The 17,591-nt window shown below is 44.2% G+C and carries 17 protein-coding genes; 14 read left to right on the forward strand and 3 right to left on the reverse strand.

What is annotated here, in order from left to right:
• The first annotated feature begins 96 nt into the window (after window positions 1-96).
• The 5 genes from argC to argH are packed head-to-tail and all read left to right on the forward strand — an operon-like array spanning window position 97 to window position 5,458.
• Window positions 97-1,137 (forward strand): N-acetyl-gamma-glutamyl-phosphate reductase, encoded by a 1,041-nt coding sequence (gene argC, locus H595_RS0105075; protein ID WP_051219737.1) that lies wholly within the window; start codon window positions 97-99, stop codon window positions 1,135-1,137.
• Complete coding sequence (argB, locus tag H595_RS0105080) at window positions 1,130-1,900, forward strand: acetylglutamate kinase (protein ID WP_027670228.1); 771 nt, start codon at window positions 1,130-1,132, stop codon at window positions 1,898-1,900. Before argC ends, argB begins: the two co-directional genes overlap by 8 nt.
• A gap of 42 nt (window positions 1,901-1,942) precedes the next feature.
• The gene (locus H595_RS0105085; RefSeq protein WP_027670229.1) at window positions 1,943-2,857 is read left to right on the forward strand and encodes an ornithine carbamoyltransferase; all 915 of its coding nucleotides are present in this window, start codon (window positions 1,943-1,945) and stop codon (window positions 2,855-2,857) included.
• 7 nt (window positions 2,858-2,864) lie between these two features.
• Entirely contained in the window at window positions 2,865-4,073 is a 1,209-nt protein-coding gene (locus H595_RS0105090; protein WP_027670230.1) for an argininosuccinate synthase, read from the forward strand.
• A 5-nt stretch (window positions 4,074-4,078) separates the two neighbouring features.
• Window positions 4,079-5,458, forward strand: coding sequence for an argininosuccinate lyase (gene argH, locus H595_RS0105095; RefSeq protein WP_027670231.1), 1,380 nt, complete (start codon window positions 4,079-4,081; stop codon window positions 5,456-5,458).
• Window positions 5,459-5,508: 50 nt separating this feature from the next.
• Here argH and H595_RS0105100 read toward each other — a convergent pair whose 3' ends face one another.
• Window positions 5,509-8,007 carry a penicillin-binding protein 1A gene (locus H595_RS0105100; protein WP_240474831.1) on the reverse strand — a complete coding sequence of 833 codons (2,499 nt, stop codon included), beginning with the start codon at window positions 8,005-8,007 and terminating at the stop codon, window positions 5,509-5,511.
• 291 nt (window positions 8,008-8,298) lie between these two features.
• Between H595_RS0105100 and H595_RS0105105 the strand changes: the two genes are divergently transcribed.
• From H595_RS0105105 to H595_RS0105145, 9 genes are all read left to right on the forward strand, one after another.
• Window positions 8,299-9,378, forward strand: a complete 1,080-nt coding sequence (locus H595_RS0105105) for a pilus assembly protein PilM (RefSeq protein WP_027670233.1) — start codon at window positions 8,299-8,301, stop codon at window positions 9,376-9,378.
• Complete coding sequence (locus H595_RS0105110) at window positions 9,366-9,971, forward strand: PilN domain-containing protein (RefSeq protein WP_027670234.1); 606 nt, start codon at window positions 9,366-9,368, stop codon at window positions 9,969-9,971. The genes H595_RS0105105 and H595_RS0105110 overlap by 13 nt, the downstream gene beginning before the upstream one ends.
• Entirely contained in the window at window positions 9,968-10,567 is a 600-nt protein-coding gene (locus tag H595_RS0105115) for a type IV pilus inner membrane component PilO (protein ID WP_027670235.1), read from the forward strand. Before H595_RS0105110 ends, H595_RS0105115 begins: the two co-directional genes overlap by 4 nt.
• Complete coding sequence (locus tag H595_RS0105120; protein ID WP_027670236.1) at window positions 10,564-11,100, forward strand: pilus assembly protein PilP; 537 nt, start codon at window positions 10,564-10,566, stop codon at window positions 11,098-11,100. The genes H595_RS0105115 and H595_RS0105120 overlap by 4 nt, the downstream gene beginning before the upstream one ends.
• Before the next feature lie 18 nt (window positions 11,101-11,118).
• Window positions 11,119-13,182 (forward strand): type IV pilus secretin PilQ, encoded by a 2,064-nt coding sequence (locus H595_RS0105125; RefSeq protein ID WP_027670237.1) that lies wholly within the window; start codon window positions 11,119-11,121, stop codon window positions 13,180-13,182.
• A gap of 167 nt (window positions 13,183-13,349) precedes the next feature.
• Window positions 13,350-13,868 (forward strand): shikimate kinase AroK, encoded by a 519-nt coding sequence (aroK, locus tag H595_RS0105130; protein ID WP_027670238.1) that lies wholly within the window; start codon window positions 13,350-13,352, stop codon window positions 13,866-13,868.
• A 23-nt stretch (window positions 13,869-13,891) separates the two neighbouring features.
• Entirely contained in the window at window positions 13,892-14,950 is a 1,059-nt protein-coding gene (gene aroB, locus H595_RS0105135) for a 3-dehydroquinate synthase (RefSeq protein ID WP_027670239.1), read from the forward strand.
• On the forward strand, window positions 14,950-16,320 hold the full coding sequence (locus H595_RS0105140; protein ID WP_027670240.1) for an AAA family ATPase: 1,371 nt from the start codon (window positions 14,950-14,952) through the stop codon (window positions 16,318-16,320). Before aroB ends, H595_RS0105140 begins: the two co-directional genes overlap by 1 nt.
• Entirely contained in the window at window positions 16,320-17,162 is an 843-nt protein-coding gene (locus tag H595_RS0105145; RefSeq protein WP_051219738.1) for a Dam family site-specific DNA-(adenine-N6)-methyltransferase, read from the forward strand. The genes H595_RS0105140 and H595_RS0105145 overlap by 1 nt, the downstream gene beginning before the upstream one ends.
• Here the strand turns inward: H595_RS0105145 and H595_RS0105150 are convergent.
• Together H595_RS0105150 and H595_RS0105155 are read right to left on the reverse strand one after the other, a co-directional pair.
• On the reverse strand, window positions 17,137-17,331 hold the full coding sequence (locus H595_RS0105150; protein WP_027670242.1) for a DUF2970 domain-containing protein: 195 nt from the start codon (window positions 17,329-17,331) through the stop codon (window positions 17,137-17,139). The genes H595_RS0105145 and H595_RS0105150 overlap by 26 nt on opposite strands.
• Window positions 17,331-17,588, reverse strand: coding sequence for a hypothetical protein (locus tag H595_RS0105155; protein WP_027670243.1), 258 nt, complete (start codon window positions 17,586-17,588; stop codon window positions 17,331-17,333). Before H595_RS0105155 ends, H595_RS0105150 begins: the two co-directional genes overlap by 1 nt.
• Window positions 17,589-17,591: the final 3 nt, after the last annotated feature.

The raw sequence follows: 17,591 nt of genomic DNA on the forward strand, positions 1-17,591 counted from the left end.
AGAATAATAATTCTTGAAAGTGCATGGCGACCGTTCTACACTAGCGCTGTTTCGTGCTATACCTATACGTTATTTTATTGTCGAGAGTCGTTTCTAATGTTATCAACTGACAAATCTACTTCTTTGGTACGCAGTATCGTTTTGGGTGCGGCCGGTTACAGCGGTGCCGAGCTGGCCGTCATTTTAGCGCGTAACCCCTATTTCGAACTTTGTGGCGCTTATGCATCTGCCGGGCGCAATGCGGAGCCATTTTCTGCTTTGTATCCACGCTACCAGCAACAGTTAGATATTTTGGTGCAGCCTTGGCAAGATGCTTTAGCTAAGACGCTACAGGGCAAAGTCGATGTGGCATTTTTAGCCTTGCCGCACGAAGCCAGTGAAGCCGTTACGCCTGTGCTTTTAGCTCAGGGCATTGATGTAGTGGATTTATCCGGCGCGTTTCGTTTAAAAAATCCAGAGCTTTATCCACAGTACTACGGTTATGAGCATCAACATCCTGATTTGCTGCAAGAGGCGGTATATTCTTTGATGGAGTGGCAAACTACGCCATTACCACGGCTTATTTCAGTACCTGGTTGCTATCCAACGGCGTGTTCGTTGGCGTTGTTGCCACTGATTAAAGTGGGTTTAGTGGCTGAAAACTGTATTCCTGTTATCAATGCGACTAGTGGCGTATCCGGTGCTGGCCGTAAAGCCGCGCTTAATACGTCTTTTTGCGAAGTCGGTTTAAATGCATATGGTTTTTTTAAACACCGTCATCGCCCCGAGATTGAACAGAATTTAGGCCGCAAGGTGGTGTTTACTCCTCATTTAGGTAACTTTAAGCGCGGCATATTGGCAACGAGTGTGGTCACGCTAACAGCGGGAACTTCTGCTGATGCAATAAAGTCGGCTTTTAATCAAGCTTATGCTAATAAACCACTCGTGCGTTTAGTGTCTCATTCACCCAATGTGGCTGATATTGCTGGTACGCCGTTTTGTGATATTTACTGGCAGCAAGATGGTGATCAACTGGTTGTGGTGTCAGCGATTGATAATCTACTTAAAGGTGCTGCCGCACAAGCTATGCAGGCAGCAAATGTAAGATTTGGCAAACCGGAAACAGCGGGTTTGTTTGGAGGCGCCGCGCATGAATAATACGCCTTTGGTATTAAAAATGGGTGGACGCCTGTTACAAGACGACAAAGCGTTAGATGCCTTATTGGCGGTGTGTGCTGAATTAAAGCAGCAATATCCGCTTGTGCTAGTGCACGGTGGCGGTGATCAAGTTGATCAGTGGTTGGCTAAGTTTGGCTTTCACACCGAAAAACTGGACGGCCAACGTATTTCACCTGCCGAGCAGATGCCGGTAATTGCGGGTGCGTTAGCGGGTGCCGTTAATGCACATATGGTTGGCCGGGCATCTTTGCAAGGCTTAAACCCCGTTGGCTTAACATTATCGGCCGGAAACAGTTGTCGTTTTGAATTAAACACGGCTTTGGGTTCAGTTGGCGTAGCGAAACCCAAAGATGCCGCTTTACTGCAAAGTTTGCTAAAAGAAGGTTTTACGCCAGTATTTTGCTCTATTGGTCATGGTGAGCAAGCTCAGTTACTCAATGTCAATGCGGATTTGGCTGCGGCTGCTATTTGTCAGCTGGTGCAAGGTCAACTGGTATTGCTGACTGATGTCCCCGGTATTTTGGACGGCGAAGGCAAATTAATTGCTGAGCTCAACAGTGCACAAGCACAGCAACTGGTAGAGCAAGGTGTGATTAAAGGTGGCATGAAAGTAAAGCTCGATGCCGCGCTAGATACCGCGCAGGCACTGCGACGAAGTATCACCGTTGCAAGTTGGCAACACCCGGAAGATTTATTAAATTTGATGCGACAGCAAGCAGTAGGTACGCGCATCGTCTGTTAGTCCCTTGAACAAGGATGCCGCAATGGCGGCAGGTCTATCGAAATGAGTAAACTTAAACAACTATTGAGCCTGGCTGAATTAAATCCGGCTGAACTTAATGATTTGCTTAATTTAGCACTAAGCGTAAAGCAACAACCACACCAGTATAGCCAAGCGTTGGCCGGGAAAAGTATTGCGTTGATATTTGAAAAACCGTCGCTTCGCACCCGGGTTAGCTTTGATGTTGGTATCTATAAGCTTGGCGGTCATAGCGTGTATTTGGATCAGCAAAATGGTGCAATGGGTAAGCGTGAAACGGTGGCGGATTTTGGCGCCAATTTAGCTTGCTGGACAGATGCCATTGTAGCCAGAGTATATTCCCAGACAACTTTAGATCAGCTTGTTAAGGCCAGTCAAAAACCGGTGATTAACGCGTTAAGTGACTGGTATCACCCGTGTCAGGCACTTGCCGATTTGTTAGCGTTAAAAGAACGCTTTGGCAATTTGTCAAAGGTGCATTTAGCCTACGTTGGTGATGGAAATAATGTTTGTCATTCTTTAATGATTGGTGCGGCGTTGTCAGGCATGAAGATAACTGTGGTAACACCAAAAGGGTTTGAGCCTTCAACGCAGGTGCTAGAGCAAGCTCAGAATATTTCAGCAGCAACTGGTGCAAAGTTCGTATTAAGTAGCTCGTTATCTGCCGCAGAAGGGGCTGATGCGCTCTATACCGATACCTGGTTATCCATGGGTGATAAAGCAGATCCCTCAGTGATTGAACGTACATTCCGTCCGTATCAAATCAATGCGAACGTGATGGAAAATTTAGCAGTAAAATATTTTATGCACTGTTTACCCGCGCATCGAGAACATGAAGTAACCAGTGATGTATTAGACAGCGATGCCTCGCTGATATTGCAGCAAGCGGAAAACCGCATGCATGCCCAGAATGCCGTATTAATCAGTTTATTTGCGTGAGGACACTATGAGTATTAAAAAAGTCGTATTAGCTTATTCCGGCGGTCTGGACACTTCGGCAATTGTGCCTTGGTTAAAAGATAATTATAACTGTGAAGTTATTGCCTTTGTGGCCAATGTTGGTCAGGGCGATGAAGAGTTAGCGGGTGTAGAGCAAAAAGCGATTAATTCTGGCGCCAGTTCTTGTCATATTGTCGACCTGCGCGAAGAGTTTGTTAAAGAAGTTATTTTCCCCACCCTTAAAACGGGTGCGGTATATGAAGGCCAGTATTTACTTGGTACCTCTATGGCGCGGCCGGTTATTGCCCGTGCTCAGGTTAACCTGGCGTTGGAGCTTGGTGCTGATGCATTGTGTCATGGTTGTACCGGCAAAGGTAATGATCAAGTGCGGTTTGAAGGTGCCTTTGCAGCGTTAGCCCCGCAGCTAACGGTTATAGCACCATGGCGTGAGTGGCAGTTTAATTCACGCCAGTCGTTGCTGGATTATCTGGCAGAGAAAAAAGTACCGACAACGGCATCTGCGACTAAAATTTACAGCCGTGATGCCAACCTTTGGCATATTTCACATGAAGGTGGAGAGCTGGAAAACCCCTGGTGTGAACCTTCTGAGCAGGTCTGGATGTGGACAAAATCACCAGAGCAAGCCCCAGATAAAGCTGCCTATATTGAGCTGAGTTTTGCAAAAGGTGAGCTGACTATGATAAACGGTCAGGCTGTCGAACCTGTGGCAGCAATTGAATTGTTAAACGAAATTGGCTCTGAGCATGGTATTGGACGCATTGATATTGTTGAAAACCGTTTAGTGGGTATGAAATCAAGAGGTTGCTACGAAACACCGGGCGGTACTATTTTAATGGCTGCATTAAAAGGCTTAGAGGCATTGGTTTATGACCGTAGCTCTCTCAAGTACCGCGAGGAAGTAGGGTTTGAGTTTGCGCAGTTAGTTTACGATGGCCGTTGGTTTACGCCGCTTAAAGATGCCTTACTTGCTGCTGGCACGTCTTTGGCAGAACAATTAACCGGTGATGTCGTCATTAAACTCTACAAAGGCAATGTTACGGTTGCGAAGCGTCGTTCGCCAAACTCTTTGTACTCAGAAGCCTTTGCCACATTTGAAGGTGATGAAGTCTACGATCAAAAAGATGCCGCTGGTTTTATTCGTTTATACAGCCTTGCTAGCCGTATCCGGGCATTAAACCAGCAACAAAAAGGGTAATTATTATGGCGATGTGGGGCGGACGCTTTCAGGAAGCAACGTTAAGCGAGTTTCGTGATTTTAACGACTCGCTAAGTTTTGACTATCTGTTAGCGCAACAAGATATTCAGGCATCACGTGCCTGGGCTCAACAATTGGCGCAAGCGAATATCATCAGCAATGATGAAGCTGCACAGTTAGACACTGCGCTAGCCGATTTATCAGTCGCGATAGACGCTGACCCTAAATTGCCGTTACAAACGCGGGAAGAAGATATTCACAGCTGGGTTGAAGCACAACTAACGACCACATTGGGTGCCGTAGCGAAAAAGCTGCATACCGGGCGTAGCCGAAATGATTTGGTTGCGACCGATTTACGGCTGTGGAGTAAGTTAAATGCGCAGGGTGTGCGGCAATCGTTACTTGGTGCCATCGCGGCGCTAATTAACTTTGCCGAACAAGCGGGTACTGCCGTCATGCCTGGTTTTACTCATTTGCAGCGGGCGCAACCTGTGCTGGTAGCACACTGGGCTTTGGCCTATATCGAAATGTTTAAACGAGATCTTAGCCGGCTGGATGACGCAACAACACGGCTGGATGTGTGTCCGCTGGGATGCGGTGCACTAGCTGGCACTGGCGTGGCGATTGATCGGCAACAGTTAGCACAGCGCTTGGGGTTTGCCAGTGCAGCGCTTAATAGTCTGGATGCTGTATCAGACCGCGATTATGTTGTGGAGTTATCAGCTGCTGCAAGTATTTGCATGACACATTTGTCGCGTTTATCCGAGGACGTTATTTTTTTCTGTTCAGGCGAGGCGGGCTTTTTCAAACTAGGCGATGCAATAAGCTCTGGCTCGTCGTTGATGCCACAGAAAAAAAACCCTGACGTATTTGAATTGTTGCGCGGCAAAACAGGCCGGGTGTTGGGGCATTTGGTGGCTATTTTGCATGTACTTAAAGGCTTGCCCTTAGCGTACAACAAAGATATGCAGGAAGATAAACAGGGCTTCTTTGACCTGATGTCAACCTGGCAACAGTCTTTGTTAGTGTTAGCAACCGTGCTACCGCATCTCAGTGTGAACAAAACACAATGCCGTCAGGCGGCAGAACTGGGTTATAGCAATGCGACTGATTTGGCAGATTATCTGGTTAGTAAAGGGATGCCATTTCGTGATGCGCATGAAGTTGTCGGTGAATTGGTCGTGCATGCGGCTAAACAGCAACTGGCGTTAGAAGCCTTGCCTTTGGCTGAGATGCAACAATTCAGTCAACTGATAAGCAATGACGTTTATCCAGCGTTACAGCTTGAGGCGGGGTTGCAAAAACGCGCTGCGCTTGGCGGTACGGCACCGCAACAAGTGTTAGCGGCATTGGCGCAGGCAAAAGTGTGGTTTGAAGCAGTGTAAAATGCCTGGTTAAGTAACCAGTAAAAGTGGCCCGCAATGCGGGCTACTTATCAAAATAACTCTATTTCCTCTTCTGTTTCTTTCTCTGGCGTTTTATCTCTTAATTTATCGAAACTGATTTGCTGGATATCGCCACCGGCATACTGACTGGGTTCTGTACCCGGCTTGAAAAACTCAAAGGCACTGGTATGGTCAGTTCTGCGGCTAAGCAGTCCGGTTTGTAAATCAATTCGTACCGATGCAAGACCAACAGGAGAAGATGGCTGCTGCGCGGGCAAGCTTTGTAATGCAGTTTGCATATAATTTAACCAACCTGGTAATGCTGTTCTGGCACCAGACTCACCGCCAGCAGTTTGTTGTTGACCCATATTAGCGTGCCACTGTGCACGGCCTAAACTGCGGTTAGCATCATCAAACCCAACCCAAACCGTCACTGCCAGATCTGGCGTAAAACCGGAAAACCAGGTGTCTTTTGAGTCGTTTGTTGTGCCTGTTTTTGCTGAAATATCACGGCGTTTTAAAGTCTGCAAACGCCATGCCGTGCCATTCCAGCCTGTGCCATGATTCCAGCTACCTCCGCCCCAAACACTACTTCTTAGCGCATCAGCAATTAAAAAACTGTTCTGGTCAGAAATAACGTGTTCTGCAAGCTTAATTTCTGGTCCAATGCTGACATCGGCTTCAGTGCTATTTTCATTAGTCTGCGCCAGACTGTTAAACAACTGGTCAAGCTGCATTTCAGCATCCAGTGCTTGCTCGGTAAGTTCTTCCGCTCCAGTATCCGGACTGTTGCTGTCGTCTGCACAAGTTTGGCACGCCAGTGCCGGATTATGTTGAAACAGTATCTCGCCTTCGTCGCTTATAACTCGTTCTACAACATAAGGTGATACTAAATAGCCGCCATTAGCAAACACGGCGTAACCTGTAACAAGTTCAAGTGGTGTAAGAGAAGCTGAACCCAGTGCCAGTGTCTCGTTACGAGGTAAATCAGAGGGGGCAAAACCAAAACGGCGTAAATGGTTAATAGTGTTATCAATACCAACACCACGTAATAAGCGAATCGATACCACGTTTTTCGATTTTGCTAAGGCCTCGCGAATACGGATTGGTCCATCATATACCGCTGGCGAATTTTTAGGGCGCCAGGCGATACCCGCGTTGTCGTCCCATTGATGTATAGGTGCGTCGTTGATTATCGATGCTAATGTGTACCCATGCTCCAATGCAGCGGAGTAGACAAAAGGTTTGATATTAGAACCAACCTGGCGCTTAGCCTGAGTGACCCGATTAAATTGACTTTGGGTAAAGCTGTAGCCTCCAACAAGCGAACGTATCGCACCATCATGAGGGTCTATTGCAACTATGGCGCTAGCAGCTTGCGGCACTTGCGCCAAGCGCCAAGCTGCATCTTGTTGCCTTACAAAAATATGCATTCCCGGCGCCAAAATAGCGTTGGCAGTTTTGGGTGCGATGGCTTGGCGTTCGTCACTAATGTAGCGTCTGGCCCATTTTAAGCCATCCCAATCCAGTGTGACTTCCTGCCCACCTGACATGAGCACTTTTGCAGTTTGTGCACCAACCTCAATGACAACGGCCGGTTGTAACTGCTCAAGGCTGCTCTGGTTGTCTAAGTATGTGAGTACTTCTTCACGTGACAACGGCTCAATCTGGTTAAAAACCGCCTCAGCATCTTGGGTTTCAATTAACTCTGACGCCCATAGTTGTGCTACAGGCCCTCGATAGCCATGGCGTTCGTCGTAATCATACAAGTTTTGCTGCAGCGCATGTTTTGCCGCAGCTTGTTGTTTGCTGTTTATAGTTGTAAAAACTTGTAAACCCGCTGAATAGGCAGTGTCTTCGCCATAACGGGAAATCATTTCTTGACGCACCATCTCTGCGATATAGGGCGCAGATGCAGTAATTTGTGCTCCATGCAGACGACTTGTAATGGGGGCTGCTAATGCCTGGTCGTACGCAGCATGGTCTATAACACCAATATCAAGCATGCGTCCTAGCACTACATTACGTCTGGCGCGGGCGTTTGTTGCAGATCGCACTGGGTTTAGTGTTGAGGGGGCTTTGGGTAATCCCGCAATAATAGCAATTTCATCAAGGGTGAGTTCATGGACGGTTTTACCAAAATAAACCTGCGCCGCTGCACCAACACCGAATGAACGTTGCCCAAGTTCAATTTTATTCAGATATAATTCTAAAATTTGATCTTTTGATAACAGCTGTTCGATGTGAAATGCCAGAAAGATTTCTTTAACCTTGCGGATAACCTTTTTTTCGCGGCTTAGAAAAAAGTTGCGAGCTACTTGTTGCGTAATGGTACTCGCACCCTGACTAAAATCGCCTGAAGAAGCGACGACTGTCATTGCACGAAAAATACCGATGATATCTATTCCGGGATGCTCGTAAAATCTTGTATCTTCAACGGCTAAGAAAGCCTGAACTAATAAAGGAGGCATTTCTTGCAGTTTAAGTGGGATCCGACGTTTTTCACCAAATTGAGAAATAAGCTCACCATCAGCAGTGTATACTTGCATTGGAGTCTGCAACCTGACGTCCTGTAGAGTAGTTACGTCAGGAAGATCGTTTTTAAGGTACAAATAGATCCCGGCGATCGTTAATAAGCCGAGTATCAGCATGCCCAAACTGAGAATTAAAACTTTTTTAACCCAAGACACTGAATAACCCCAATTTTTACTCCCAATTCCTTTACAACGCTGCTAGTATATATTTATTAGCATTAGTTTAAACGCTTTTTCTTGCCAAAAATTAGCGACTAAGCTATCTATGAGACAATAATCATAACTATAAATTGGCCGCAGGAAGCTATGATAAATCGCCAGTTCAGTAAACAAACACCGATGATGGTGGGGATTGATGTCGGTGCACACTCCGTAAAGGCTGTGTTACTCAGTCAACATAACGGTGTATGCAAAGTCGAAGCATTTGCCGTTGAACCTATGGTTAAAGGAGCGATGTCCGATCGTGAGATTCAGGATATCGAAGCCGTTGGTAATGTGTTGAGCAAAATCCGCAAAAAGATCCCACGCACCGTCAAATTTGCCGCAACTGCGGTTTCCGGATCAACCGTGATCAGTAAAGTGATCTTTATGGATGTGTCCTTAACTGATGCTGAACTTGAAAGTCAGATTGAAGTTGAAGCAGACACACTGATCCCCTACCCACTCAATGAAGTTAGTTTGGATTTCGAGAAGCTCGATGTAAACGATGCTGATCCTTCCAAGGTAAACGTGCTTTTAAGTGCTGCTCGTACTGAGAGTATTGAAGCGCGTGTTGCTGCGTTGGATAACGGAGGCTTTGCTGCCAAAGTTGTTGACATTGAGAGCTATGCGTTAAGTCGCGCAGCTGAATTGTGTCTAAAACAATTACCTGATGACGCGGCGAACAAAGTTGTGGCAATGGTTGATATTGGCGCAACGATGACCTTGCTCAGTATTATCGAGAATACCAAAACACTTTATACCCGTGACCAGATGTTTGGTGGCGAGCAATATACCCGCAGTATTTTGTCTTATTATAACAAAAGCTACGAAGAGGCTGAGCAAGCTAAAGTGTCTGGTGATTTACCACCTAACTATACTTTTGAAGTTTTAGCGCCGTTTCAAACGATGCTACTGCAACAGGTTAGACGTGGTATTCAAATGTATCTGACCAGTAGCGGTAAAGATGCCGTTGATTATCTCGTGATATCCGGTGGTACCGCACTAATTGAAGGTATAGACAGACTACTTATCGATGAGTTAGGTATTCATACGGTGGTAGCGAATCCATTTAAGACCATGGAAGTTGCGACATCCGTAGACCGTGAGCAACTTAATCGTCATGCTTCTCAACTCATGGTTGCAAGTGGATTAGCATTAAGGAGCTTTTCGTCATGGCATATATAAACCTGTTGCCGTGGCGTGATGCAGCGCGTAAAGAACGGCAAAAGCAATACTTAACTATCCTAACTGCAACAGCGATATGTAGTTTTCTATTGGTGTTTCTGATTAACGTGGTTTACGACACAAGAATCGAAGGACAATTGCAACGTAATCAGTATTTGATAAATGAAATAGCGGTATTAGATCAGCGGATTAAAGATATTGATACCCTAAAAGAAACAAAGAAAAATTTGCAACAACGCATGTCGCTGATTACACAATTGCAGGGGAGTAGAAACCTCGGTACCCAGATTATGGATGAGATTGCTAGCTCAGTACCTGCAGGTGTTTACCTGACTGAGTTGGAGAAAAAAGGCACTTCATTGCTGTTAGTTGGCAAAAGTGAATCAAATAATCGTCTTTCTAATTTGTTGCGCGAAGCCGAGGAGTCAGAACTGTTATCTGAACCTTATCTAGAATTTATTGAAGCAGGTAAAGACTCTGTAAGTTTATTGAGCAACTTTAAAATGCACCTAACCGTTAAAGGATATGAGGCAATACAAGGCGCAGATACCCCAACAACGCCTGCGAAACCAGCGAGCGGAGGTGCACGATGAGCCTAAATATTAATTTATCCGAAATTGATATTAACGATCTCGATATTGAGAATATGGGATCGTGGCCGGTAGCAGCAAAACTAGTATTTGCCGTTATATTAGCTGTTCTTGTATCAATTTTAAGTTATTTTTTGTTAGTAGACAGCAAGATTGACGAACTGGCTGCGGCAGAGAAAAAAGAAACCGAGCTGCGTCAAACTTTCCGTACCAAGAATGGAACTGCGGTAAATTTGGAGTTGTACAAGCAGCAAATGGTTGAAATGGAGCAAACGTTTTCATTTTTATTGAAACAGCTGCCCACAACACACGAAACGCCAGGTTTGCTTGATGACATTACCTATGTTGGCACTACCAGTGGATTAACATTTATCCGGATAAACTGGGAACCTGAAATTGAAAAAGATTTTTACACTGAGTTACCGATAAAAATTGAAGTGGTAGGTGACTACCATCAGTTCGGTAATTTTGTCAGTGAAGTTGCCAAGTTACCGAGGATAGTGAGTTTGCACGACTTTGCTATTCAAACAGAAAAAGATGAGCGCTTACGTTTTAACGTTGTGGCTAAGACCTACCGTTACAAGGAGGTTCAGCAATGAAAAAACGTTTAACTGTGCTTGCCATGTCGGTATTGCTTAATGGCTGTTTTAATGACATGAGTGAAGTACAAAATTATGTCGCAGATGTTAAAGCAAATACTAAAGCCAGAGTTGAGCCTATTCCTGAGTTGCAGGAGTTTGAACATGTTGCTTATCGGTCTCAGGAGGCTAGGAGTCCATTTTCGGCCCCTAAACCTGAAGCGATACAAGATAAGTTCTTACAGGTACAGGATTGTTTACATCCAGATCCGAGACGCAGAAAAGAGCCACTTGAGAAATATGCAGTGGATAACTTAAAAATGCGTGGTACTTTGGGTGAAGTTAGTAAAATTTGGGCGCTGATTGAAGCTTCTGATAAAACATTACATAAAGTCACGTTGAGCAACTATGTAGGTTTATTCCATGGCAGAGTAATTAACGTGGAACCGACTCATATAGAGTTGCTTGAATTGATCCCAGATGGCGCCGGTTGCTGGAAAGAACGGACGACCATGTTGCAGATGGCGGATGCGTCATCAGTAGCAAGTAATTGATAGGTATGCGAGTAAATCATGGATAAAATAATCAAAACAATGTCTGGCACAATCCAGCGCACTTTAATGTGCTTTGCAGCCTTTATGTTACTGTCATTGCCTGCTTCGGCTGTGCCGTTGCTGTATGACGTAAAATATAATCCTTTACTAACTGGCGAAACTGAAATCGAATTTATTTTCGATGAAGAACTTTATGCTGACCCCAGTATTCAAGTATTTAACGATCCTGCGCGTATTGAGTTATTTTTCAATGACTCAGATTACGAAGAAAGATTAAATGAAGTATTGATCGATAAAGCCGGTGTAAAGCGTGTTACTTCAGAATTTGAAGGCGACGGTTTTAAGACTATTATCTATCTGGATTATTTGAAGATATATCGTACTCGGGTACGTGGTAACGTGTTTTACATGCATATCTCTGATAATCCAACTTCAGATGCTGTAGGACAGGCTGCCGACGTTAAACCGACGTACATCAACCGCGTCAATGCTATTGATTTCCGCCGTGGTGATAAAGGTGAGGGCCGTGTGTTAGTGTTTTTACGTGACAACACAGCTGCAGTTGATGTTAGTGAACGGTTAGGCAAACTCGAAGTCGAGTTTCACAACACTGACATCCTTGACGAATTACTATATCAACTTGATGTAGTAGATTTTGGCACCATTGTTAAAGGTATAGAAACTTTTAAAGAAGGCGCATCTGCTCGACTGGTAATCGATACGACTGCTGAATTTACTTTTACCTATCAGCAAATAGATAACATTTTCACGTTAAATGTTGAGCGTGATACTACTAATAGAAGCATATTGGGCGGCGGTAAAGAATATAAAGGCCGCGCAATTTCGTTAAACTTCCAGGATATTTCGGTACGTACCGTGTTGCAAATAATTGCCGACTATAATGGTTTTAACTTAGTCACTAGTGATTCTGTTACTGGCAATATCACATTGCGCTTGGATGGAACGCCTTGGGATCAGGCATTGGATATAGTCCTGCGTGTTAAAGGCTTGGATAAGCGCATGGAAGGTAACATCTTGATGGTGGCACCTACAGATGAGCTGGCTGCTAGAGAAGCGCGTGAATTGGAAGCAAAGCAAACAGTTGCCGATTTAGAGCCACTATATTCTGATTTCCTAACGGTTAATTATGCAAAAGCTGCTGATATTACAAAACTGCTGAGTAATAAAGAGGCTACGTTATTGTCTTCTCGTGGTTCTGCAAACGTAGATGAACGTACTAACACCATTCTAATCAAAGACACTGCGGTTAATATTGAAAACGTTCGTAAGTTGATTGAGCGTCTTGATATTCCTGTACGTCAGGTATTGATAGAATCAAGAATGGTTACCGTACGTGATAATGTTACTGATGAATTAGGTATTCGTTGGGGCTTTAGCGACCAGCAAAGTGGCAGTTCTAATCAAGGAACTTCGGGGAATTCGACAGGAGCAAATAACATTGCAAATGGCAGTATTCCTTCGTTAGACGATAGATGGAATGTGAATTTGCCTGCATCAAATGCTGCTGGTAGTATCGCCTTTCACATCGCACGCTTAGCTGATGGTACCTTACTTGATTTAGAGTTGTCAGCGCTGGAGCAAGAAAATAAAGGCGAGATTATCGCAAGCCCACGCATTACTACGGCTAATCAAAAAGAAGCTAGTATAGAGCAGGGTGTTGAGATTCCTTATGTTCAGGCAGCATCCAGTGGTGCTACAACTGTTGAATTTAAGAAGGCAGTATTGAGCTTGACTGTAACGCCGCAGATTACGCCAGATAACAAAATTATTCTGGACTTAGTCATTACACAAAATACCAGAGGCGAAACAGTACAAACGCCTACTGGTCCAGCGACGGCAATCGATACACAACAGATTAAAACTCAGGTGCTGGTTGATAATGGTGAAACCATTGTGTTGGGTGGTATTTATCAACAACAAATTCTTTCTACGGTAAACAAAGTTCCTCTTTTTGGTGATATTCCTTATGTTGGCGCTTTGTTTAGAAACACACGTGAAGTGAATGAGAAAAACGAATTGCTGATTTTCGTTACGCCAAAAATCATTTCAGACGGTCTTTAATCCCCATTTCCACTACTACGCTAATATGCGTAGTAGTGGACTGTTTCAGAATTAGCTTGCCAACAAAAGGCTATTCCTGACATAATTCAGCGCTTCAAATTTTCGTGGGAGCCTTTTGGTCCTTGAATTCAACTTTTCACTGAGTTAGCTGATTAGTAATACGACTTATGGCAGAAAAACGTAATATCTTCCTTGTAGGCCCAATGGGTGCTGGTAAAAGCACTATTGGAAGACACCTAGCAGACATGCTTCATTTAGAATTCTACGATTCAGATCAGGAAATCGAGCGCCGTACAGGTGCAGACATTGCCTGGGTATTTGATCTTGAAGGTGAAGAAGGCTTTCGCGTTCGGGAAGAAAATGTCATTCAGGATCTGACAGAGCTACAGGGTATCGTGCTGGCCACAGGTGGCGGCTCGGTATTAAGCAAAGAAACCCGCAATCGGTTATCCGCCCGGGGCATTGTGGTGTATCTTGAAACGCCGATTGAAAAGCAAGTAGCACGTACTCAACGTGATAAACGTCGTCCGTTGTTGCAAACTGAAGAAGCACCTAAAGAGGTGCTGGAAAGACTAGCTGCTGAGCGGAACCCTTTGTATACCGAGATTGCTGATTTTACAGTGCGGACAGATGAACAAAGCGCACGCGCTGTTGCCAGCCAAATTATTGACCAATTAGGTTTCTGATTTAACGTTTAAGGGAGCTGCAAATGCAAAAAGTTGAAGTCCAACTTGGCGAGCGCAGCTACAGTATCTCTATTGATGACAACTTTGCCGGGCTTGCTTCGGTTTTGGCTAATCGCAGTCAGGTTGTCATTATTTCAAATTCCACCGTGGCACCATTGTATCTAGATGCCGTGACCAATCTTTTTTCTTCTACTTACGTAACACATTTTTTATTACCTGATGGTGAAGAATACAAAACCCTAAGTTCGTTTGAACAAGTGCTTGGTTTTTTATTGCAGCAGAGAATTTCCCGTGATGCATTACTGGTAGCCTTAGGCGGTGGTGTAATTGGGGATTTAACTGGCTTTGTTGCTGCTTGCTACCAACGAGGTGTCGATTTTTTGCAAATTCCGACAACGTTATTGTCACAGGTTGATTCATCTGTAGGTGGCAAAACAGCAGTAAATCATCCGTTGGGTAAAAACATGATTGGAGCGTTTAAGCAACCTACTCAGGTTTTGATTAACACCAGTGTACTAAGTACTCTGCCACCTCGTGAATTTTCTGCAGGTATGGCAGAGGTTATTAAGTATGCCTTGATAAGTGATGCTGCTTTTTTTCGTTGGTTAGCAACGTATCGTGATGCGATTGTTGCGCAAGAACCAAAAGTATTGGCACAGCTTATTGGTCATTGTTGCTCAATGAAAGCCGATATAGTCAGTCGCGACGAAACAGAGCAAGGCGATAGGGCATTGCTTAATCTTGGTCATACCTTTGGTCACGCGATCGAAGCATGGCTGGGTTATGGCAATTGGTTACATGGAGAAGCTGTAGCTGTTGGCATGGTTATGGCTGCTCAACTTGCGCAATCAAGAGGTTGGCTGGAAGTGGAACAGGTTGAAGAGATATGTGACCTACTGCAGTCTTTTAATTTACCGATAACCCCGCCAAATAGTATGCGTATTGCAGATTTTCTTCCATACATGAAAACAGATAAAAAAGTAAAAAATGGCAAGATGAGGTTTGTCTTACCTACTGCATTTGGTCAAACGTCGGTGATTGATGACATCTCTGAGGCTGAATTGACTAAGGTCTTTGCCTGATGGATACAAACGCGCTGCAACGCCGGGTACCGGAGTTGACACATCTTCTCTCGTCTCAGCGAGAATGGTTGGAGCGCTTATTGTTTCAGTTAGCTTTTAATCAGAACTCACAGATTTTCGTCGTTGGTAGCCAAGGTAGTGGTAAATCTACTACTGTTATGGCGATTGCTGAGTTATTCTCGGAACAATTTAATATTGCTTTACTTAACAGGGAAACCAGCGAGAAAGACGTACCAGCCAGATTAATGCAACAATGGTTTGCCGCAGCTGCAATACCTGATGTTTCTTTAACGGAACAAGTTATGGCTGCAGATAGTCAGTTGCCTTTATTGTTAGTTGTTGATGATGCAGAGTATCTTTCCATAGACGTGCAACAGCAACTGAAATCGATACCTTGCATTGCGTTTTTTTTCACCACGCCAAACCACGCTAATACTGGTTTCAGCCTTACATTAAATCGAATAACATCAAGCGATGCTGCGCAATTATTGCAACACGAGTCACTCAATAGTATTGAATTAGCACAAAGAGTGGCCATCGCTAACGGTAATATTCATTTATTGCTTTTGCCGCCACCCCAAAGTGAATTGTTGCGAGGTTCGGTTGGCAATACTTTTTTAACAAAGTCGGTGATGTTGTATTTTATTGCAGCATTGATTCTGTTTAGTACACTGGTTGTGTATTTCTGGCCAAAACCAGAGATTAGTTCGCCAGTTAATAAGACTAAGGTTGTTATTCCCCCAGCTCCTGTGCAGATAGATGACAAGCTTATTGATGATAAAGAGGCTTTTGCTGATGTTGAAACCGACATGCCAGCCACTATTGTCGAGCAAGAAGGAACTGCCACAATTGAAAATGCCGAAGTCGAAACTGATGCTGCTGAAGTATCAGCACTAAATCAGGGCATGACCGTGCAAGAATTAGTTAAACCAGAACCGGCTGAGCAATCAGGTGCCTCACTTGATATATCATCAGAATCAGACGTCACTTCAGGCCTGGTCGTTGTGCCAGAAGCTGATGACGCTTCGGCAGCAAATGTAAGTTATGTTTATGACGAAGTCGACTTACTTGGTTTTAATAAGCAGCATATCTCCATCCAGTTAGCCGTGCTGTCCAGTGACAACGCACTACAACTTTTTAAGCGCTCTTACCCGGAATTAACTACATTAGCCTATCAACGTAATTGGCAGGGTGTTATGCAGATTATTGTGTTGGTTGCACCTTTTGACAATGCACAGGATGCAAAAATGGCGATGACAAAACTGCCTGCAGCATTGCAAGCAAGTGGTCCATTTGTTAAAGCGCTACAAGCAGTTCAAGCCGAGATAAGAGCTCGACAATTCAGTCAGCAGAACAGCGAATTGCATTAATGGTTGAAAGGAAAAAGACCCGCGCATTTCTAAAGTGGGCAGGTGGTAAATATAATCTTATCCAACCATTGTCAAAGCATCTGGCAGCAAGCGAGGTATTAATAGAACCGTTTGTTGGCGCCGGTTCGGTCTTTCTTAACACTGATTACGATCGTTATCAGTTAAATGACATTAATGCTGATTTGATTGGGTTGTATCAATTGCTCAAGACCGAGCATCAGCGTTTTATCTCAGATGCCAGAACCTTGTTCAGTCCGTTAACTAACCAGCGTGAAACGTATTTGCAGTTTCGCCAACAGTTTAACCAAAGTTCAGATAATTACGAGCGTGCACTGCTATTTCTTTATCTGAATAGGCATGGTTATAACGGTCTTTGTCGTTATAACCTGTCTGGAAAGTTCAACGTCCCATTTGGTAGCTACAAGAAACCTTATTTTCCCGAGGCGGAATTAATATTTTTTGCTGAGAAAGCTCAAAAAGCCGAATTTAGTTGTTTGGGCTATCAGCAAGTTATACAGCAAGCTGAACGTGGCAATGTGATCTACTGTGATCCACCTTATGTCCCCCTAAGTAAAACGGCCAGCTTTACCAGTTATGCCAGCCAAGGTTTTAATCTGGATGATCAGGCTCAACTTGCTAATTTAGCTGAACAGGCGCAACAACGCGGTATTTCTGTTGTTATTAGTAACCACGACACTACCTGGAGTAGAAAAATTTATCAGCAAGCAGTATTACATAGTTTGCAGGTAGGGCGTTCTATAAGCCAAAAAGGCTCAAGTCGGGGTAAAGTGGCTGAACTATTTGCTGTTTATCAGGCTATGCCAATACCCAAGATACTATAAGTATAAGAACCACAACAAAGATGATGGCAAACATGACACCCACAAGAATATAAGGTAACGGACTACTCGCAGAAAAGTCTTGTTGCCGTTGTTGCTCTGATTGCACACCTATCATGGCACCAAATACGGCTTTAATGATCTGTTTAAAACCAGGCTGTTTTGCTGACATTATGGTTTTTGAGTAGGAGAGATACGACTTAACAATTCCAGCAAGTCAACATAGTGAAATTGGGTAGAGCGACTTTTACCTTGAAACCAGCTGTACCAGTTTTGTTGAACTACGTTGATACACTCTTCAACAGCCGTGGTAGCTTGTAAAGACTGGCAATGGTGATTTGAAAATATCGTCGGAATTGCCACAGAAAGAGCACCGACACTAATGCCAGTTGAAATTAATGCTGCTTTAAACAGTTTGGTAAATTTCATGTT

The organism is Rheinheimera baltica DSM 14885 (assembly GCF_000425345.1).
In the GTDB taxonomy this organism is placed as follows: domain Bacteria; phylum Pseudomonadota; class Gammaproteobacteria; order Enterobacterales; family Alteromonadaceae; genus Alishewanella; species Alishewanella baltica.